General features: G+C 47.8%; 18 protein-coding genes. 7 read left to right on the forward strand and 11 right to left on the reverse strand.

What is annotated here, in order from left to right:
- Positions 1–47: 47 nt before the first annotated feature.
- Positions 48–776 carry an N-acetylmuramoyl-L-alanine amidase gene (locus FN001_RS01900; RefSeq protein WP_346011283.1) on the reverse strand — a complete coding sequence of 243 codons (729 nt, stop codon included), beginning with the start codon at positions 774–776 and terminating at the stop codon, positions 48–50.
- Between the two features lie 143 nt (positions 777–919).
- Between FN001_RS01900 and FN001_RS01905 the strand changes: the two genes are divergently transcribed.
- From FN001_RS01905 to FN001_RS01920, 4 genes are all read left to right on the forward strand, one after another.
- On the forward strand, positions 920–1972 hold the full coding sequence (locus tag FN001_RS01905) for a threonine aldolase family protein (RefSeq protein WP_142410606.1): 1053 nt from the start codon (positions 920–922) through the stop codon (positions 1970–1972).
- Positions 1973–2121: 149 nt separating this feature from the next.
- Complete coding sequence (locus FN001_RS01910) at positions 2122–3507, forward strand: amidohydrolase (protein WP_118606282.1); 1386 nt, start codon at positions 2122–2124, stop codon at positions 3505–3507.
- A gap of 345 nt (positions 3508–3852) precedes the next feature.
- Complete coding sequence (locus FN001_RS01915) at positions 3853–4707, forward strand: tyrosine-type recombinase/integrase (protein ID WP_142410607.1); 855 nt, start codon at positions 3853–3855, stop codon at positions 4705–4707.
- A 97-nt stretch (positions 4708–4804) separates the two neighbouring features.
- Positions 4805–5596 carry a tyrosine-type recombinase/integrase gene (locus tag FN001_RS01920; RefSeq protein WP_486463464.1) on the forward strand — a complete coding sequence of 264 codons (792 nt, stop codon included), beginning with the start codon at positions 4805–4807 and terminating at the stop codon, positions 5594–5596.
- Positions 5597–5622: 26 nt separating this feature from the next.
- Here FN001_RS01920 and FN001_RS01925 read toward each other — a convergent pair whose 3' ends face one another.
- From FN001_RS01925 to FN001_RS01940, 4 genes are all read right to left on the reverse strand, one after another.
- Positions 5623–7272, reverse strand: coding sequence for a glycosyl hydrolase family 18 protein (locus FN001_RS01925; RefSeq protein WP_142410609.1), 1650 nt, complete (start codon positions 7270–7272; stop codon positions 5623–5625).
- 330 nt (positions 7273–7602) lie between these two features.
- Positions 7603–7914, reverse strand: coding sequence for a hypothetical protein (locus tag FN001_RS01930; protein ID WP_346011282.1), 312 nt, complete (start codon positions 7912–7914; stop codon positions 7603–7605).
- A 349-nt stretch (positions 7915–8263) separates the two neighbouring features.
- Positions 8264–8818 (reverse strand): hypothetical protein, encoded by a 555-nt coding sequence (locus tag FN001_RS01935; RefSeq protein ID WP_118297304.1) that lies wholly within the window; start codon positions 8816–8818, stop codon positions 8264–8266.
- A complete protein-coding gene (locus FN001_RS01940) occupies positions 8815–10167 on the reverse strand; it encodes a serine/threonine protein kinase (RefSeq protein ID WP_486463465.1) in 1353 nt (450 codons plus the stop codon). The genes FN001_RS01935 and FN001_RS01940 overlap by 4 nt, the downstream gene beginning before the upstream one ends.
- A gap of 273 nt (positions 10168–10440) precedes the next feature.
- On the opposite strand from FN001_RS01940, the gene FN001_RS01945 reads away from it, so the two are divergent.
- A complete protein-coding gene (locus tag FN001_RS01945; RefSeq protein ID WP_142410612.1) occupies positions 10441–11205 on the forward strand; it encodes an adaptor protein MecA in 765 nt (254 codons plus the stop codon).
- A 208-nt stretch (positions 11206–11413) separates the two neighbouring features.
- On the opposite strand, the gene FN001_RS01950 is transcribed toward FN001_RS01945, so the two are convergent.
- Positions 11414–11620: a DUF1858 domain-containing protein gene (locus FN001_RS01950; RefSeq protein ID WP_015552988.1), complete on the reverse strand. Its 207-nt coding sequence runs from the start codon at positions 11618–11620 to the stop codon at positions 11414–11416.
- 282 nt (positions 11621–11902) lie between these two features.
- Between FN001_RS01950 and FN001_RS01955 the strand changes: the two genes are divergently transcribed.
- Complete coding sequence (locus tag FN001_RS01955; RefSeq protein ID WP_021905155.1) at positions 11903–12073, forward strand: DUF362 domain-containing protein; 171 nt, start codon at positions 11903–11905, stop codon at positions 12071–12073.
- A gap of 79 nt (positions 12074–12152) precedes the next feature.
- Here FN001_RS01955 and FN001_RS01960 read toward each other — a convergent pair whose 3' ends face one another.
- The 4 genes from FN001_RS01960 to FN001_RS01975 form a co-directional block, all read right to left on the reverse strand.
- Positions 12153–12818, reverse strand: coding sequence for a helix-turn-helix domain-containing protein (locus FN001_RS01960; RefSeq protein WP_118297307.1), 666 nt, complete (start codon positions 12816–12818; stop codon positions 12153–12155).
- 256 nt (positions 12819–13074) lie between these two features.
- A complete protein-coding gene (gene dnaB / locus FN001_RS01965; RefSeq protein WP_142410613.1) occupies positions 13075–14415 on the reverse strand; it encodes a replicative DNA helicase in 1341 nt (446 codons plus the stop codon).
- A gap of 6 nt (positions 14416–14421) precedes the next feature.
- Complete coding sequence (gene rplI, locus FN001_RS01970) at positions 14422–14868, reverse strand: 50S ribosomal protein L9 (RefSeq protein WP_118297309.1); 447 nt, start codon at positions 14866–14868, stop codon at positions 14422–14424.
- Between the two features lies 1 nt (position 14869).
- Complete coding sequence (locus tag FN001_RS01975) at positions 14870–16909, reverse strand: DHH family phosphoesterase (RefSeq protein WP_142410614.1); 2040 nt, start codon at positions 16907–16909, stop codon at positions 14870–14872.
- A 422-nt stretch (positions 16910–17331) separates the two neighbouring features.
- On the opposite strand from FN001_RS01975, the gene FN001_RS01980 reads away from it, so the two are divergent.
- On the forward strand, positions 17332–18144 hold the full coding sequence (locus FN001_RS01980; RefSeq protein ID WP_142410615.1) for an MBL fold metallo-hydrolase: 813 nt from the start codon (positions 17332–17334) through the stop codon (positions 18142–18144).
- 61 nt (positions 18145–18205) lie between these two features.
- Here the strand turns inward: FN001_RS01980 and FN001_RS01985 are convergent, their stop codons facing one another.
- Positions 18206–19381: a DUF819 family protein gene (locus FN001_RS01985; RefSeq protein ID WP_142410616.1), complete on the reverse strand. Its 1176-nt coding sequence runs from the start codon at positions 19379–19381 to the stop codon at positions 18206–18208.
- Positions 19382–19470 lie beyond the last annotated feature (89 nt).

Genomic DNA, 19470 nt, shown 5'->3' on the forward strand with positions numbered 1-19470 from the left:
TATTTTCGTCCTGATCAGTATTTCACTATTTGTGCAGTTTCCCATGATCATTTTCTGCCATTCAGATACTCCGCCACTCCCATATGGATCGTATATGCCAGCTTATCCTGATATTCCCCGCTGTTCAAAAGTCCTGCTTCCTTTCGGTTGCTCAGAAACCCGCACTCCACGATCACGATCGGACATTTCACATGCAGAAGAAGATAATAATTGCCATTTGCCTTCGGAAGTCTCCGGTTCTGTTCTCCAAGGACATAGCTGAACCTTTTCTGCAGGATTTCCGCCAGCGCTTTGCCTTTTGCTGAATCCCGGTAATAAAATACCTGGCCGCCGGACACAGATTCTTCATGATAACTGTTCTGATGGATGCTGACCACAAGATCCGCGCCGCTCTCTTCAATGATCTCGCACCTTTTTTTCATATCTGCCATTTTTTTCCGGCTGTCCGTATCTGAATAAAGCCCTGTATCCGTTTCCCTTGTCATGATAACCCTGATATCATCCTGCTCCAGATATGTTTTTAACCGTTTTGCAACAGCCAGGTTGATGTCTTTCTCCAGACTTCCGTCAACACCGACTTTCCCCGGATCTGTTCCTCCATGTCCGGCATCGATCACTACCACCGGCATCTCTTTTATGTAGGCATCGGTGCTCCCTGTCACATGAATGCTCCCATATTTTACTGCCAGGATCACTATTCCAAGCAGGCAGAAACCAAGAACCGGCTCTATCAGATTCCGCTTCATGCACTGTTCTCCCAAAGTTTTGTTTTTCATAACACTCTATTTTCTCCCTCATCGAATTATGTGTGATCCAGAGGTCCCTGTTTTCAGATTCTTTCCCTTACTTTCCTGCATTGACACATCAATATGTCATCTGTATAATAGAGTCAGACAACACGAAAGGTCAGGTTTATGACATGGCAAATGAAAAACTGAAATTTACCTGTGACTACATGGAGGGGGCTCATCCTTTGATCATGGATGCACTTCTCTCCACAAATATGATGCAGACTTCCGGATACGGTCTCGATGAGTTTTCCGCCTCCGCGAGAGATAAGATCCGAAAAGCCTGCGAGGCGCCGGATGCAGGTGTCTACTTTCTCGTCGGTGGCACCCAGACAAATGCCACGGTAATCGATGCACTTCTACGTTCCTATCAGGGAGTCCTCTGTGCGGAGACCGGACATATTGCGGTCCATGAGGCCGGCGCTATCGAGTTTGGCGGACATAAGGTTCTCCCGCTGCCCCATACATATGGAAAGATCTCAGCCACACAGATCTCCTCTTATATGGATACCTTCTTATCCGATGAAAACCATGAGCACATGGTCATGCCCGGCATGGTCTATATCTCACAGCCGACTGAATACGGGACGCTGTATTCCCTGGAAGAACTGACTGCTCTCAGCGAGGCCTGCCGCAGATACCATCTTCCGCTTTATGTGGACGGTGCAAGACTGGCATATGCACTGGCTGCTCCGGAAAATACCGTTTCATTAAAAGATCTCGCAAGACTCTGCGATGTCTTCTACATCGGTGGGACAAAATGCGGTGCTTTCTTTGGCGAAGCTGTCGTGATCCCCGATCCGGCACTGATCCCGCATTTTTTTACGATCGTTAAACAGCACGGTGCCCTGTTCGCAAAAGGCCGTATCCTGGGGATCCAGTTTGATGTCCTGTTTACCGATGATCTCTATCTTCATATCGGTGAATCTGCTCTCAACTATGCAGACTCGATAAAAAACGTATTAAAAGAAAATGGTTATCAGTTTTTCCTTGAGACTCCGACAAACCAGATCTTTATCATTCTGGAGGACGAAATTCTCCACGACCTTGAAGGATCCGCAGAATTCAGTTTCTGGGAAAAATACGATGATACGCACACAGTGATCCGGATCGCCACAAGCTGGGCAACCACAAAGGAACACACCGATGCACTGATCACACTTTTAAAACAGATACGTGCTTAGCAGGAGGCATCTTCCGGCATTCCAATACCCGGATATTTCCCACCGCGCACTATGACCGGGTTTTTCCGATATTTTACATTCAGAAACGGTTTCGCATCCCGATCTGTGACCGTTTTCCTTCAATATTACATACTCAGGAGGTATTTCCCATGACAGACAGACAACAACTGATCGTAAACAACGTAGACACTGTAAGACAGCTCATTCTCGACGCAGAGCGCTGGATCTGGGCACATCCGCAGACCGGTTACACCGAATGGCAGGCCCATGACTATCTCGTAGAAAAATATGAGGCACTTGGATACACACTTGTAAAAGCCGGGAATATTCCGGGATTCTACACCGATGTGGAGACCGGGAAACCTGGTCCGAAGGTTGCGATTTTTGGCGAACTTGATGCACTCGACATCGCCAATCATCCGGAGTCCGTAAACGGCATGACACACTGCTGCGGACACAATGCACAGTCTGCTGCCCTTTTAGGTATCGCTGCCGCATTAAAGCAGCCGCACGCGCTGGACGGTTTATGCGGATCGATCCGTCTCGTCGCTGTACCGGCCGAGGAAATGATCCAGCTGGCCTTCCGCGAGGAGCTCCGCCAGAAAGGGATCATAAAATACAACGGCGGCAAGACCGAGTTCATGTACCGCGGTCTCCTGGACGGTGTCGATATGGCAATGATGGTCCACGGAATGACAAAGGGAACCGGTGTCAATGAGGACGGAGACACGGATCTCGACTTCCACGCACAGCTCGGAATGAACGGCTGCATGGCGAAAAATATCCGTTACAAGGGAAAATCCGCTCACGCCGGCGGAGCTCCTCATATGGGAGTCAATGCAGAATATGCCGCTATGCTCGGTCTGCAGGCCTGCAATGACCTGCGCGAAACCTTCCAGGAAAAAGATACCATCCGTTTTCATCCGATCTTAATGGGTGCAAACTGTGCTGTAAACATCATCCCGGATGAGATGAAGATCGAAAGCTATGTTCGCGGAAAATCCCTGGAAGCGATCAAACGTGAAAATATCAAGATGAACCGTGCACTGACAGGTGCCGCATTAGCTATGGGCGCAGGCGTCGAGCTGAGTGACCGCCCGGGATATGCACCGGAGTATCATGATCCGGCATTTATGAAACTGGCTGAAGACTGCTGCGTGGCACTCTGCGGAAGAAAAAAGGTTGTCTTCGACTATGACGGCTGGAGCACAGGCTCCTCCGATTTCGGCGATATCACATGTGTAATGCCGGGTGTTCAGATTTCCGCAGGCGGAGGAACCGGTACTCTTCACGGCATCGATTTCCAGATCGCAGATCCGAACCGGATGTGCGTGAATGCCGCAAAAGTTGAACTCTTCCTCGCAGATGCCCTGCTCTCCGATGACGCAAAGGCAGCAAAGGAAATCATCGCAAACTATAAACCGCAGTATCCATCCATCAAGGCATACCTCGATGCGATCGACGCACTGACTCTTGATAAGGACGCAGTCAAATATGATGAAAAAGGGAACGTGACCATAGATTTCCAGAATTAGATCATTCCTGACCTCAGTGCCAGTGCACATTCCTGCACCGTGTACGATCACTTGCGATAATCTTCTTTCCGCAAATGAAACAAGAGAAAACACACTTCGCGGGTTTTCCCTTGTTATCGCGGCAGTCGCCAGGGTCTCGCACAAGCGCAGACTTTGGTTCGTTGTTCGCGTAAATAAAAATCCGTCGGAGGCATTTTTCGATGACTCCGGCGGATTTTTTCATTAACACTTTCCACTCCCTGCTCATTTTCTCTCTTATCCTTTTTTCTCCGCAATACACAACTTTTCCCGCCAGCACACTATATAACAACTAAATCATTTTTCACAGAAAGGCATGGTAATATTATGAGAACGATCGCACTTCCCGTAAATCTTCTTTCAGAAGGATCCCGTCAGAAAATCTCCGATTTTGAGCCCTGGCTTCTTCGAAGCGGAAAAGCTTATCAGACGATCCGATCCTATCTCTATGCTGCTAGCCAGTTTCTCTCTTTGTATCCTGATGTTACCCACGATAATCTGCTTCTCTATAAGTGTTATCTGATCGAGCGTTACAAACCGCGCACCGTAAATCTGAGGATCCGGGCGATCAACTGTTTTATGGAATTTCTCGGGATCCCCGCTTCAAAACTCCTCATGGTACGGCTCCAACAGCGACCATTTCTCGAGAATGTGATCAGTCAGGCTGATTATGAATATCTGAAAAAATGCCTGATCCGCGACGGAAAGACCAATTATTACTTTGCAGTGCGGATCATGGCTGCCACCGGGGTCCGGATCAGTGAACTTGTTCAGATCCAGATAGAGGATATCCGGCGTGGTCAGCTCGACCTTTATTCAAAAGGCAACAAGATCCGACGTATTTATTTCCCCCACAGTGTACGGGAGACCTGTCTGATGTGGCTGCAAAACGAAAACAGGTCCAAAGGCAGTCTGTTCCTGAACCGCTTTGGCCGTCCTATCAGTACTAACGGGATCCGTGATCAGCTGAAAGTTTTCGCTCTGCGCTATCATCTTGATCCATCCGTTGTTCACCCGCATTCCTTCCGCCATCTGTTCGCAAAAAATTTTGTGGAACGATGCAATGATATTGCACTTCTCTCCGATATTCTGGGTCACGAAAGTATCGAGACCACCCGCATCTATCTTCACAAAAGCAGCATTGAACAGCAAAATCTCTTCAATCAGATCGTAACCTGGTAATCCACCATCAAATTCAAAGGATAAAAGCATGAAAAAACTTTCTAAAGACCAGGAAACCCTGGCAGAATCGTTCAGATCATATTTAAGAAAAAAGAACATGTCAGAAAATACCGAAAATGCGTATGGGCGGGCGATCCGTCAGTTTTTCTCTATCGAATCGTACATATCCGAAGACCAGCTCCGGAAATACCGGAGTTTTTTAATTTCCAATTATAGTCTCGCCACGATCAATCAAAGGATCTTTGCCATCAATCAGTTTCTTCTGTTTCTGGAAAAGGAGTGTCCTGCACTTGATCCGGCACTTGCCGGATTTCGTCTTCATTCAGTGAAAGCCCCCAGAGATACCTTTCAGGACTCTATCATCACAAACGAGGACTGTGAAGCTCTCCAGACGAAGCTGAAGGCAGAGCATCATGACTTCTGGTACTTTGTTGTCCGTTTTCTGGTAACCACCGGCGCCCGAGTCAGTGAACTGGTACAGATCAAAGTGGAGCATCTGGCCTGCGGGTATCTTGATCTTTATTCCAAGGGCGGAAAAATCCGCCGCATCTACATTCCAGATTTGCTCTGCCAGGAAGCAAAAACATGGTGCGAACGCCGCGGCATTGCCTCCGGCTTTCTTTTTGTTGGAAAAAATGGACGCCCCGTGACGACCAGAGGCATCCATTCCCAGTTAAAACATTATGCAATCCGGTACGGGATCGATCCCACTACCATGTACCCACATTCTTTCCGCCATCGCTTCGCGAAAAACTTTTTATCCAGAAGCGACGATATTTCTCTGCTGGCAGATCTTCTCGGACATGAAAGCATTGAGACCACCCGTATCTACCTCACACGTTCCAGTAAAGAACAAAAACTTCTACTGGATGAGATGGTAACCTGGTAGGATCCGTGTGATCCTCCGAAAGTTTCTCAGTTCCACTGGATTGAATCCCATGCAGCGGAATCTTCAAATCCAAGTTTCCAGCATGCGACTCCTGCCAGATCATTCTGTCGGATCACGTTCATCTTCTCTTTCAGAGACCGCTCCTCTTCCATCCAGAGGAACTGAGCGCCATCACTTGTCTGCACCTCGCCATAATACTGGGCAGTATCTGCCTGCCAGGTGAGCTCCACCTGATTATTATCCACCCATCTTTTTTCCTCTGCGATCCCCATCGCTTTGGACGTGATCGTTCCATCTCCGGCTTCCGTCCAAAGTCTCGTATAAAACGGAACTCCGCCTATCAGTTTTTCTCTCGGAACATTCTCCAGCATTCCGGCAATCCCGTTCTTCACATAATTGATAGAAGATACAGAACCCGCCTCACCTCCTGCAAAGTGCTCATCATATCCCATCATGATCACATAATCTGCCACGATCCCCTGTTCTTTCAGATCATAAAAACTGTTATATCCGGCCGGAACATAGTTATCCACCGACAGGATGATCCCTTTCTGTCTGCACGGGATCGACAATTCACGGATAAATTCAATATAATGGACACCTGCTTCTTTTTTCAGGCTTTCGAAGTCGAGATTCAGACCGTCCAGATCATATTTTTCTACATCCGTGATCAGGCTGTCGATCAGTTTTCGCCGTGTGGAAGTCGATGCCAGCAGCGTCTCTGTCTGAACATCTGCGCTGAAATTATCAATCAGTGCCCACACCTGAAGTCCTTTTGCATGGGCTTTCGCCACATAATCTTTGCTCGCAAGCGACTTGTAATTTCCATTATTATCCGTCAGGGAAAACCATGTCGGGGAGATCACGTTCATTCCTTTTGTCTTTGTCACAACGCTGTCAAAGCTATTATTTCCATCCTGGGTCGTCACCTGATGCCATCCGAGAACGATCTTCCCACTCATACTGGTACTCTTGTATACAGGTGCTTCAAAATTCCCGGAAAATTTCTGACTTTCCACATCAGACAGTCTCTTATTCTCTACATACCCGACATTTCCGTCCGGGGATGCGACCCGCGACCATTTTTCCATTGTATCGATGACCGTCACCGTATCATCCCTGCCAAGATCCGTTACGATCTTGCTCTTGACCCCACCTTTTATCCTCAGACTGGTATTTTTCTTCACGCGGGCTACGTTTCTCGCCCCCCAGTCATTGATCAGGACTCGTTTCCCATCGCCGGAATCAAAAGCCTGGATCTGCACATCCGTGTAGTTCGCGATCAGACCGAGAGTCAGGTAGACTTCTTCATCCTTCACAAGAAGCAGCGGCGCACCATTGGAGCCCTTTGTCTCCGCATCGGCATAGACGATCTGATCCGGCAATGCATATACAAGAAGATCTTCTATACTGTCCCAGTAAAAACGCTCATTGATATGGTCATTTACCCACGAGATAGGTAGGTAAGTCTGACCGTTTTCATAGATTCCTGTCTGCTCCTGCTGTTCATAATTATAAATGATCGCCGTCTCATCCCCTGATACATGATAAACTTCCGCAAGATCTGCCCTCTCTTTCGTCGGCATATACCGCTCCAGTACCCGGAATCCGACAAAGCCGGCTGCGATCAGGATGATCAGACTGACAGCGGTCAATACAGGAACTATTTTTTTCATTTGTCATCACTCTTTCCGCATGCTATTCTTCAAAGATCCGCATCTGTTTCTGCCTCTCTCCGTATACATGCTGAATCGTTATTTTATTGCGGATGATCCGGCAAAATACACACGGACGTATACTTTGCCGGATCTTAAGGATAGTTTTAGTATACCACAACGCGAAATGTCTGTCTGTTAACTTTTTGTAACGAATTACCGTCAGCAATCTTACGGACCATCCGGCAGAACGATCCCCTGTTTTTTGAATCTGTATTCCGTTATTCGCGTCTGTCCAGGATCCTCACCCGGAACCGGCAGTTTTTCCATCTGCGAGCGGCAACACTTTTTCTATCTTCTCGTTCTTCTTCTCCGTCCGGAATTTCTCGTCTCTGAAATATCTGCTTCGCTCAGATATACTTTATCAAACCGGATCTCCTTTAATCCACCTCCTTCTGCCTGCACATAATCCCCCATGTAGAACATTCCGTCCTCACGCACTTCAAACAGCTTTTCCCACTCTCTCTGACCGGAAAGCTTTCCATCCATGTAGATCGGGATCCCTTTTTCCGTGTACCTCTTAAGTCCGTTCAGGTAGCGAGTCATCTCCTCGGTCTTCTGCTCTTCTGATCCATACGTTCCATTTACTGTTTCCATACTCATATATACCTTTCCCTTTTTCATATCGCGCATTGATCCTGCGCATGGTCTTTCCGTCATCCCGCATCGATCTTCCCCCTGTTGTCGCTCTTCGTCTGTTCAATCCACTGTCAGTAAATTTCTGCCATTTTTGCTTTCAAGCCAATGTTTTCTTACGGTCAGCGCAGTAGATGCGCAGACCTACTAAATAATTACGTTAAATGCATCTGAATTCAGGTCAGATCTGCGCCCGGCAGAAGAAGGTATTTTCTGTGACATGTTTCTCCCCAATGCTGCGTCATTGACTGATCAGATCTCATTTATCATGTTGCTTTGTAAGCATTCAGCAAGCCTGTTTATTTCCATCTTCCCATCACAGGATCCGTTTAAAAAATTCTCCGCATTCCTCCGTGACCGAGAAAGCATCCGCTGAAAACGGAATCCGTTCTGCATTGATCCGATATCTTCTTGAGAATTCTCTTCTGGTCTCCTCGCTCCCAAATACCGCGAGACTCTGCCAGCTCTTTTTCTGCTTCGCTCTTTTCTCCATCTCGAATTCCCGGAAACTTTCCTGCTGCCACTCTGTAAAGGAACCCACCAGAAATTTCTTATCACATCTCCAGTATGATTCATGTTCACCGTCTTTGACCGATCCAAAATCGATCAGGATATCGTCATATCCTTCCAACAGCACCTCCTTTATATTCTCCGGCCCTGCATGCTTATAATAATCCGCATCCAGGATCCTGTATGGATTTTTCCGTCCCGTCTGTCCCGTACAGACCTGCTCGAGTCTTTCAAAGTCTCCTGACTCATTAAATTCCAGCAATATTGCTTTTCTCCTGAGATAACCCGTGAGATAGTTTGCCAGCATGATTGAAAAATGTGTGCATCCCACTCCGACATTGCTGCCCGCGATCCCAATCATCCTGCATCGTTTCTCCTGTATCCCGCCAATAATTTTTTTCTTTTCCATCTGGTCCCCCCTGTACCATCATTCCACAATTCCCGGTAACAGGTGTTGGCAGCTTTATCTTCTTTAAATGGATTCGAAAAGAACGGAAGAAAGAAATAATGAATATCAGATAAAACTTTTGGAAGTTTCAGACGTGCTTTTTTCTCCATATGGTTGAAGAGCAGGATCACCTTTCCACGGCTTTTCAGCATTTTTGCCGCATTTACAGCCCTGTCGATCTCCCACCATTTTCCCCCGCATACAAGAACATAAAAATCCGCTCCCGGAAGTTCCCGTCCTGACCGGATCACTCCCGCGTCCTTTATGATTACTGGAAAATAAAGATATGGCAGCTTCACAGCTTCGCCATAATAAGGCCGGATGTTTCCGCATCCGATTTGATATACGCCGTTCCGGTCCGCCTTGACCCCCATATTTTTCGCAAGGGTGCGGACCGTATCCGTATCGTATTCTTCCTGATATAAAGCCGGACACCCGTTTCGGGTCAGAAAGTAAGACATTCCGAGAGCTGCATGGGTCGTTCCGATCCCCGCCCCAGCTCCGGTAAAAACAACGATTCGAGATTCTATTGCCTGCTCTTTTATCTGGTTTTGCAGTTCCTGCAGCGTCCTCTGCAGTTCTTCCGCGCTCTGGTACCGCTCCTCTTTCTCCGCTTTCATGCACCCGCGGATGATCCGGTCAAGTTTTCTGTATTCCGGTTCGTTTATAACTTCCAAAGTACTCCCGGGAACGTCTCCATGGCTCATAAAGTAAAGCAGCGCACCGATCGCGTATACATCCGTTCTGCAGTCTAAAGGTTCTCCTTTATACTGTTCCGGTGCAGCAAAACCAATTGTCCCATACCGTTCTCCAAATGCGGCGGCATCTGACGCGTATTGTGCGTGATCAAAATCCGTTAGCCGAAGGATTCCGTTGCATACCAGCAGATTTTTTGGCTGCAAGTCTAAATATAAAATAGGGTTTTCTGCTGAATTCATGAACTGAATGATACGGCAGATCTGTATTCCAAGATTCACTGCCGTCTTAACCGACAAGCTGCCCAGGCGTTTCACCAGAGCATATAAAGATTCGCCTTCCAGATATTCTTCGATCAGATAACTGTATCCGGTATCTTCTTCCACATCATAGACGATTGGGATTCCCGGATGTCTCAATGTTTTCAGAAAAAGTGCTTCTTTTCTAAAAGTATCATAATCCGCTATGGACTTGGGAACGACTTTTACTGCCCGATACTCTTCCAGCTCTACGTGGTACGCCAGATACACGGTACCGGACCGTCCATTTCCCAATTCTCCGCACAACCGATATTTGCCAAACAGAACGCGTTCGATAAATCTTCACACCTCCTTTCGGCAATACAACCTCTTGTGACTATTCTAATATAGATACTCCCATTTTAAATCATCTTGTAGATGTCAAAACTGATTAAATTTTAATAAATTCTCCTCATATGATTGCAAAAGCCGAATAGGATATAGTATATTATAGATGTGAAAATGCGGTCTTTTGCCCTTTTACCAGAGACCGATCGACCGCAATGATCTTTGATTAGTAATAAGACAGGAAGTGATCCTATGAAAATAGAACGTATCAATGAAAACCAGATCCGCTGCACACTCAGCAACTTTGATCTGAGCGTCCGCAATATGAACCTCGGCGAACTGGCTTATGGAAGCGAAAAGGCGCGCAGCCTTTTCCGCGAAATGGTCCAGCGCGCAGCAAACGAGGTCGGCTTTGAAGCGGAAGATATCCCGCTTATGGTCGAAGCGATCCCTATGGCGAACGAAAGTGTTATGCTGATCATCACGAAAATGGAAGATCCCGAAGAACTCGACACCCGTTTTTCCAAGTTCTCACCGGCAGACGATGAGGATGAGAATGGATGGGGAAATCTCACTGCGGAGGTACTGGAAGGCGCTGACGGGCTGATCAATATCCTGACCCAGAGCGGGATCCTGAAACCGGAAGGCGCGAACACTCCGGCACCATCCTCTGCATCTGCAACTGATCCGCAGAAAAACCCGGAACCGGCAAATCCGGCACAGTTTACGAGGATCTACCAGTTCTCTTCCCTTGACCTAGTCTGCGAGGCAGCAAGACAGACCGGCGCTGTTTTTAACGGAAGCAGTGTTCTCTACAAGAATCCGGAAAATGGCGTTTTTTATCTGATCCTCAGGAAGGAAGATGACGATGAGCTGTCCTTCAGCCGGGTCTGCAATACCCTCTCCGAATACGGAACAAGATTAAAAGGCGATGCGGCAGCATCCGGCGCCTACTATGCGGAGCATTACGATGTGATCGTAAAAAAAGATGCCCTGAAGGTACTTCAGAACTTATGATCTCCGTGAAATATTTTATGTATATCTCCGCGCGAGTGCGCATCTTAGGCACTCAGTGCCTTTTTGATTAACAGGAAGTTCCATCGAAATTTCCTGTTGATCAAAAAAAGGCTGTGATCCAGGAAGATCTCCCCGGTGTCACAGCCTTTTTTCATTTCTCTGATATTTTCCAAAGTCAGCAGACCGATCGTTTTCGATCAGTTAAACATTACTGCTGCTTCTGAGCCAGATATTCGTTGATCACACTTACAAGTTTCTCTACCGGAATTCCGTGAACCATGCAAGCCTCTTCCAGAGACTCCATCTGAGAAGACGGGCATCCGATGCAGTGCATTCCAGCGCCCATTAAGATCTGAGCCATATTTTCATCAACCTGAAGAAGCTCACCGATGAGCATTTCTTTTGAAATCTGCATGATAAATCCTCCTTTCACCTTCGAAATCTGCCGAGGGCAATTTTCTACGATTGTTTCCGGCATAACAAGCGTACCGCCATATATGCCAGCATATCGAGAGTATAATACTTTTTTCGTTTCTTGGCAAGGAGGTTTTGCAAAACTAACCGCAGTTATCTCTGTCTAACCGCATATTTACTGGTTTTTTGTTCCTCATTAGGTACATTTTTTCATGATTTACCCCTTGAATAATTTGACCGTTTATTATAGAATGAAAGAAATAAACAAAGGAGGTATTTTGTCATGGCATATGTAATTAGCGATAGCTGCGTTAGCTGCGGTACTTGTGCTGGTGAATGTCCGGTAAACGCTATTTCTCAGGGAGATGGACAGTACGTAATCGACGCTGATACTTGCATCAGCTGCGGTACTTGTGCTGGTGTCTGTCCGACAGGCGCAATCAACGAGGGTTGATCACAAACGCAAACCAATACATAAAAGCCGTTGTTCCCAAAGGAGCAGCGGCTTTTTTGATCTATGCAGATCTTCCTCATCACAATTTATTTGCATTGCGTCCAAACTTTTTCTTTCTGAAGAGTGATGGCAGAAACGGCGCCTTTGCCGCCGCAGCTTCCGCCCGCCCCCTGCTCTCCTTCTGGTAGAGTCTTATCGTCTCGTCCAGCTGGCGAAACCGCTCTTCGTCCCGCTCATCCGCTACCCTCATCAGATAATCGATCTCCTTCAGCACCTTATCATTCACCATCCTGCTGATATCCTGACTCAGCTTTTCATTGTTCTCTTCGATGGCCTGTCCAATCATCTGGGTGAGGAAATCCTTAAACTGTTCCGCCTTCTCCCGGTTCATGAGCTCCGTGATCTCCCCGGGATCCATCTTCTCCAGATTCTTCTTCTCCTGTTCCGCGCATTCTCTCAATGCCGACGCAACATCCTCCTCTAAAATATCTGTAGGTGCCACCGATTCTCCCTCCGCATCCAGGGTTTTCGCAAGTGCCGCCTTGATCGCCTTGAGCTGATACCCTTTTTCCTTCAATTCCTTGATCTGCTTAAAAAGACGAATATGAAAATCCGTATAATACCGATGTCCCATCTCGTTGCGCGGGATATTCATCTCCAGTTCTTCCTCCCAGTAGCGAAGTACATGAGATTCCACGTCAACCTTTTTCGAGGCATCAGAGATCAGATAATGTGTTTCTGACATGGCTGTTCTCTTCCTTTCACATGATTTCCCATTACAGCATCATACAGAATTTTCTGCTGATCAGATTTCTGTCCGCAAACTGTAACGATTTCTCAACTCTGTTCCTTCTGATTCTGCAGCATATTTCAGACCGCCCTCTGCACGCAAACCAGTTACCAGATCGTTAATAATATATGTGAAGGCATGTCCCAATATGACAAAAGCGCCCGTTTTCATCTGAAGATCAGTTGAAAACGGGCGCTCAAACAGCAATCTGTTACTGCTGCTCTTTTGCAATATTCACAAACCGGGTCAGCTCCGGTTTCCATCCAAGATATACCGTTCCGATCGGGCCGTTACGCTGTTTAGCGATAATGACTTCCGCCGTATTCGGATTATTCGTATCTTTATTATAGTAATCATCACGGTACAGGAACATGACTACATCGGCATCCTGCTCAATAGCTCCGGACTCTCGAAGGTCCGAAAGCATCGGACGATGGTCTGTTCTCGTCTCACAGGCACGCGACAGCTGGGACAGGGCGATGACCGGAACACTCAGCTCCCTGGCGATCGCCTTCAGGGATCTTGAAATCTCGGAGATCTCCTGTTGTCGGTTGTCGCCGTTCTTTCCGCTTCCCGACATTAACTGCAGATAGTCGATCATGACAAGATCGAGACCATGTTCCAGTTTGACCTTCCGGCATTTGGAACGCAGTTCCATGATGGAGATACCAGGTGTATCATCAATGACAAGTTTGGAACTTCCGATCGTCCCGATTCCTTCCACGACAGCATCCCAGTCAGCATCCGTCAGAGTACCGGTACGGAGTTTCTGGGAATCCACATTGGACTCCATGGAAAGCATACGGTTTACCAGCTGTTCCTTCGACATCTCCAGGCTGAAGATCAGGCAGGTCTTCTGTCTGCGGACCGCGATATAATCCGTAATATTTAACACGAATGCAGTCTTACCCATAGACGGTCGGGCCGCGATCAGGATCAGGTCCGACGGCTGAAGTCCGGACATCCGGTAATCCAGATCGATAAATCCGGTCGGAAGACCCGTTACCGTGGATTTTGACCGGGTTGCCTGCTCGATCTTGTCGAGAACATTTAACGCAACCTGGCGGATCGGCACAAAATCTCCGGACGCACGGCTCTCCAGAAGATTAAAGATCTGTTTTTCCGTGTCGGCCAGGATCGTCTCCAGACTGTCCTTTCCTGCATAGCAGTTGTTCGCAATCTCCTCGTTGATCCTGATCAGACGGCGGAGAACTGCTTTTTCATGAACGATCGTCGCATAGGACCGGACATTTACCGAGGTCGGAACAGTCGCAAGAATATCGCGGACAAAGTCCAGGCTGCATACCTCCGGCGGAACATCCTTCTCCTTCAGTCTGTCCTGAAGTGTGACCAGATCTACCGGTTTTCCTTCATTGAACAGCTCCACCATGGTATCGAACATGATCCCATACTGTTTCTGATAAAAATCATCCGCAACCACGATCTCCGACGCCGCGATGATCGCATCCCGGTCCATTAACATTGAACCGATCACCGACTGTTCCGCCTCAATACTGTGCGGCAGGACTCTCTTTACTAACGCTTCTTCCATCTTTTTTTACGCTTCAACGACTTTCACGCTGAGTCTCGCTGTTACTTCTTTGTGAAGTTTGATCGGGACCTCAAAGCTTCCGATGCTCTTGATCGGCTCCGGAAGTACCATCTTCTTCTTGTCGATATCGAGCTTTAACTGATCTTTCGCCGCTTTAGCGATTTCTTTCGTGGAAACAGAGCCAAACGCACGTCCGCCTTCACCGGCTTTGATCGATACGGTAACGGACATCTTGTCGATCTCCTCCGCAAGTTTCTTTGCTTCTGCAAGCTGCTCTGCCGCGATCTTCTCTGCATTTGCTTTCTGGAGCTTTAAGTCATTTAAATTCTTGGATGTCGCCTCAACACCAAGTTTTTTCGGAAGGATAAAGTTTCTCGCATATCCGTCATTTACCTTTACAACCTGGCCTTTTTTGCCAAGTGCCTTCACATCCTCTAATAATACAACTTCCATCTTAAATTTCTCCTTTCTCCAGCATCATATCGATGACGCCTTTTACCTTCTCCTTGGCCTCCTCAACGGTAGCGCCCGGGAGCTGTGCGCCTGCAATCGTTCTGTGTCCGCCTCCGCCCAGCTTTTCCATCATGACCTGGACATTGACTTCGTCGATCGATCTCGCGCTGATATAGATCTTGCCTTCATATGGGGTAAGAACGACAGATGCCTTCATTCCCACAATGTCAAGAAGCTCGTTTGCAGCCTGTGCGCCTACTACTGTCGGGCTTTCTACGCCCTCTGCCGGGCACACGCTGATGGCAAAGTATTTCTTATAGACCTCTGCCTGACGGACTGCCTCGGCTCTCGCCTTGTAGTCCTCCATACTGTCACGGAACAGCTTCCGGACTCTCGTCACGTCCGCTCCGTTTCTTCTAAGGAACGCCGCCGCCTCAAAAGTGCGGACGCCCGCCTGATTTGTAAAGTTGTTCGTATCGATCACGATTCCCGCGTACATAGCGTCCGCCTCCGGAGATTTGATCCGGATACTGTCGGCAACATACTGTAAAATCTCCGCCACCAGCTCGCAGGCAGATGACGCGTAAGGCTCAACGTAGGACAGCGTCGCGTTTGTGATGATCTCGCTGGACTGACGGTGGTGATCGATGACAACGATCGTCTTCACAAGCTTTAAAAGGTCCGGTTCTTCTGTGATACTCGGGCGGTTGACGTCCACAACGACAAGCGCCGTATTGTTATCCACGATATCCGCGGCCTCACTTCCTGTGAGGAACAGGTCCTTCGGATAATCGCCGGTCTCAAAGCGTTCCATCATCGGACGCACCGAGGAGGTCACCTCATTGATCACGATGTGGGCTTTTTTATTCAGCGCCGATGCGATCCGGTACATACCGATCGCCGCACCGAAACAGTCGATATCGCCGATCTTATGTCCCATGATCAGCAGGCAGTCCTTCGTCTCAAGAAGTTCCCTGAGCGCATGGGCTTTGACGCGGGCCTTGACACGGGTCGTCTTCTCTAACTGCTGGGCCTTTCCGCCGTAATACTGGATCTTCTGGCCGCATTTTACTACCGCCTGGTCACCGCCACGGCCGAGGGCCATATCGATCGCTGTACGGGCATAATCATAGTTCTGGCTGTAGGTATCGCCATTCATTCCGATACCGATACTTAGGGTCACCGCCATCTCGTTTCCGATATTGACGGTCTTTACCTCCTCAAGCAGTCCAAACCGCTCTTTTTCCAGACGCGGCATATAGCACTGCTTGATCGCGAAGAAATACTTATCCTTCTCCAGTTTCTTTACGATACCGTTGACCGCCGAAATGTACTTGTTGATCTTTCGGTCGATCAGGGCCGTTAAGAGCGATCTGCGGACTTCCTCGACGCTCTCCAACGCCTCATCATAGTTGTCCAGATAGATCAGGCCTGCGACCATCTTCTGGTCTGTGATCGCCTGCTTGTAGTTGTAGAGCTCTGTCTCATCATAGAGATACACCGCAAGGATCTGCTGCTCTGTCTGCTTCTCCGGGATTCCGGAGGCAAGTTCATCCGGGCGGATCGTCACGCGTTTCATACTCACGCGGTATTTCGATTCCCCATAGATCACATGGACTTCCATCGCATTTTCCATCTTCTCGAGGGATTCCACTGTGATCTCCTTGAAGAGCATTGTCAGGCTTTTCCCTGCGCTCTTCTCTTCTTTGGTCACCGCCTCAAAGGCGCGGTTCATCCAAAGGATCTTACCATCCGTGTCCGCGATCGCGTAGGGCAGCTCCAGAGACGCCAGAAGCTGTTTCTGGCTCCAGCTGTATGCCGACGCAAAGGACACCAGACTGCCGAGAGCCCGCTTCTTTCCGTACATATACAGGGTTCCGGCACACGCCGCGTAGATCACCGTAAATGCAAGCATCACGAGTCCCGCCTTGCGTGAGATCAGGTTGACCGCAGCTCCCGCAAGAATTACCAGTGCCGTTAAAAATACCGGCCACTGAAGGTAAAGCTGCAGAATATGGCTGACCTTTTTATCATCTTTCATTCTTATCTCCTATCCGCCGCCCTTTAAAAATGGGCATAGCAAGACCATAAAAAGAATGTGCCTTGACACATTCTCGCGCCGAGCGCAGTCGCTTGCGATAGACTCCTCTTGCGCGAGTGTGCATTTGACACGTTAGTGCCTTTTTATGCATGGAGAAATTCGGGCAGAATCTCTCCATGTATCAGAACCGACTTTGGGGATAGTATACCATAGATACAGGCATTTGTCCATGATCCGCTTGGGGCGGACATGGCTGGCTGCTGAGTGTTTATCATATTTATACTGTATACAAAATATCCTGTGTCTTTTCGCTTTTGTTTACTGAGAAATTAAAAAGTATGATATAATGGCTTAGATACCGATAGATCGTATGAGCACAAATCACCAATTCCAAAATTTTGTGTATGAAAGGACATATGTTTATGAAAGCAACCGTACTCTCAGACAACATCCCCGCCGAAAATCTCGGCTGTGAATGGGGATTATCCATTTTCATTGAATATCATGGAAAACATATTCTTCTCGATGCCGGGGCATCCAGGCTTTTTCTGAAGAATGCTGATGTGCTTGGACTGAACATGAAAGACGTGGATTTCGGAGTTCTTTCCCACGCACACTACGACCATGCGGATGGAATCCCGGAATTTTTCAGGGTAAATTCGTTTGCACCGTTCTATTTTAGGGAAACCACCGGAGAAAACTGCTGCAAAGGTGTCTGGAATTATAAGAAATACATCGGTATTCCAAAGGGCATGTTAAAAAAGTATCCGGACCGGATCAAGCTCGTCTCCGGGGACTTTTCACCGTGTGACGGGGTTTATCTGATTCCACATAAGACTCCGGGCCTGGAGAAAAAAGGAATCCGGGAGCACATGTACCTGAAGGAAAAACGGCACTGGAAGCCGGATTCCTTCTCCCACGAACAGAGTCTCGTCTTCGACACCCCGGACGGTCTTGTGATCTTCAACAGCTGTTCCCACGGCGGCGCCGATACCATTATCCGCGAGATCACCGCGACTTTCCCGAATAAAAAAGTAAAAGCCCTGATCGGCGGCTTCCATCTCTATAATAAGACCGACGCAGAGATCCTTGCCCTCGCCGAAGGGATCCGCTCCACCGGTATTTCTGAAATCTACACCGGCCACTGTACCGGAGATCATGCCTTTGATCTCCTGCGAGAGACGTTAGGAGAATCCGTTCACAAGCTGCATGCGGGGCTTGTGATGGAGTTTTAAAAGAAACTCCGCACAGCTTCCCGTGCGGAGTTCTTGTATTACCCGTTTCAATTGTTGTTCTCTACCCGATCAGGCTCATTAAGTATCCTACAAATGCGCCGCCCGGTGTTCCAATAATATTGCCGAGAAGAGCCATCAGGATACCGATCGGAACCAGTGCGCTGCTGTATGCACCTGCAAGTACCGGTGCTGTCGCAGTTCCTCCGACATTCGCCAGAGATGCAACCGCACAGGTAAAGATATCCAGTCGGATCAGCTTTGCAAGGATTACCATAACCGCTATATGGATCAGCAGGATCAGGAATCCGGCAGCCAGCCATACCGGTGCATTTCCCATAGCAGAAATATCTGCTCTGGAAGCGATCATCGCGACGACAATGTAAAGCATGATATTGGAAACTTCTTCCGTTCCCTTAATCTTTCCAAAAGGAGTCATTGCTACGATCAGACCTACAGCTGTTACAAGAAGAACTGTCCAGGTTGCCTTATCAAAAACAGGCAGAACAGACGCAACCATAACACCGGCATCCTTGGACAGAGAGGATATAAAGAAGGATACGCCGATTAAAAGAAGCATGTTTTTCCAGCTAAGAGGTCTCTTGTCCTCCCTTGCCTCTTTTTCCAGAGATGCTCCTACTTCATCGATCAGACGTACATCTGCCTTTGTCCAGGAGTTGAATTCCTTAGAGAAGTTGATCACCCACAGAAGGAACATAACATAGATTACTGCACAAACCGAATCCATTACCAGAGAATATGCCAGACTTTCTTCACTTACATCCAGAATTGCCTGAATCGCCAGCATATTACTGCCGCCGCCTAACCAGCTTCCGCACAGTGCTGCAAGTGCTTTCCAGCTTTCCGGACCCAGTAATTTATGGAAAATACCATAGCTTACTACAAAACCAACACCGATTGAAATACTCGCTGAGAAGAAACCGATCAGCATTTTCGGTCCTAATTTAATGATCTTTTTCAGATCACAACGCAGCAGCATTAAAAACAGCATTGCGTAGAGTAACGGATTTTTGATCGATACGTAAATGGCTGACGTATCCTGCAGATCCCATACTTTCATAGTACATAAAAACATCATGCCTAAATAGATCAGAACGATCGGCGGCGCAAATTTAAAAAAGGTCTGTGCGCCTTTTCCCCGCAGGTACACGGGAAGATTGACCAGAATTGCTGCTAACAGCATTAAAGTGGCCAGATAGATAAATCCATCATGAATCATTTGAAATGCTCCATTCCGCCACCGGATATCGGTGGGCTTTATTTTCTTATTCAGAACATGTCAAAACGGGCGGTTGAAATTTTTAGCTC

Origin of the sequence: Clostridium sp. Marseille-P7770 (genome assembly GCF_902143525.1) — a bacterium.
Classification (GTDB): domain Bacteria; phylum Bacillota; class Clostridia; order Lachnospirales; family Lachnospiraceae; genus Pilosibacter.

Coding starts and splice junctions, on each gene's coding strand:
- FN001_RS01900 (WP_346011283.1), bottom strand. CDS start 776: ATGAAAAACAAAACTTTGGGAGAACAGTGCATGAAGCGGAATCTGATA.
- FN001_RS01905 (WP_142410606.1), top strand. CDS start 920: ATGGCAAATGAAAAACTGAAATTTACCTGTGACTACATGGAGGGGGCT.
- FN001_RS01910 (WP_118606282.1), top strand. CDS start 2,122: ATGACAGACAGACAACAACTGATCGTAAACAACGTAGACACTGTAAGA.
- FN001_RS01915 (WP_142410607.1), top strand. CDS start 3,853: ATGAGAACGATCGCACTTCCCGTAAATCTTCTTTCAGAAGGATCCCGT.
- FN001_RS01920 (WP_486463464.1), top strand. CDS start 4,805: ATGTCAGAAAATACCGAAAATGCGTATGGGCGGGCGATCCGTCAGTTT.
- FN001_RS01925 (WP_142410609.1), bottom strand. CDS start 7,272: ATGAAAAAAATAGTTCCTGTATTGACCGCTGTCAGTCTGATCATCCTG.
- FN001_RS01930 (WP_346011282.1), bottom strand. CDS start 7,914: ATGAGTATGGAAACAGTAAATGGAACGTATGGATCAGAAGAGCAGAAG.
- FN001_RS01935 (WP_118297304.1), bottom strand. CDS start 8,818: ATGATTGGGATCGCGGGCAGCAATGTCGGAGTGGGATGCACACATTTT.
- FN001_RS01945 (WP_142410612.1), top strand. CDS start 10,441: ATGAAAATAGAACGTATCAATGAAAACCAGATCCGCTGCACACTCAGC.
- FN001_RS01950 (WP_015552988.1), bottom strand. CDS start 11,620: ATGCAGATTTCAAAAGAAATGCTCATCGGTGAGCTTCTTCAGGTTGAT.
- FN001_RS01955 (WP_021905155.1), top strand. CDS start 11,903: ATGGCATATGTAATTAGCGATAGCTGCGTTAGCTGCGGTACTTGTGCT.
- FN001_RS01960 (WP_118297307.1), bottom strand. CDS start 12,818: ATGTCAGAAACACATTATCTGATCTCTGATGCCTCGAAAAAGGTTGAC.
- dnaB (WP_142410613.1), bottom strand. CDS start 14,415: ATGGAAGAAGCGTTAGTAAAGAGAGTCCTGCCGCACAGTATTGAGGCG.
- rplI (WP_118297309.1), bottom strand. CDS start 14,868: ATGGAAGTTGTATTATTAGAGGATGTGAAGGCACTTGGCAAAAAAGGC.
- FN001_RS01975 (WP_142410614.1), bottom strand. CDS start 16,909: ATGAAAGATGATAAAAAGGTCAGCCATATTCTGCAGCTTTACCTTCAG.
- FN001_RS01980 (WP_142410615.1), top strand. CDS start 17,332: ATGAAAGCAACCGTACTCTCAGACAACATCCCCGCCGAAAATCTCGGC.
- FN001_RS01985 (WP_142410616.1), bottom strand. CDS start 19,381: ATGATTCATGATGGATTTATCTATCTGGCCACTTTAATGCTGTTAGCA.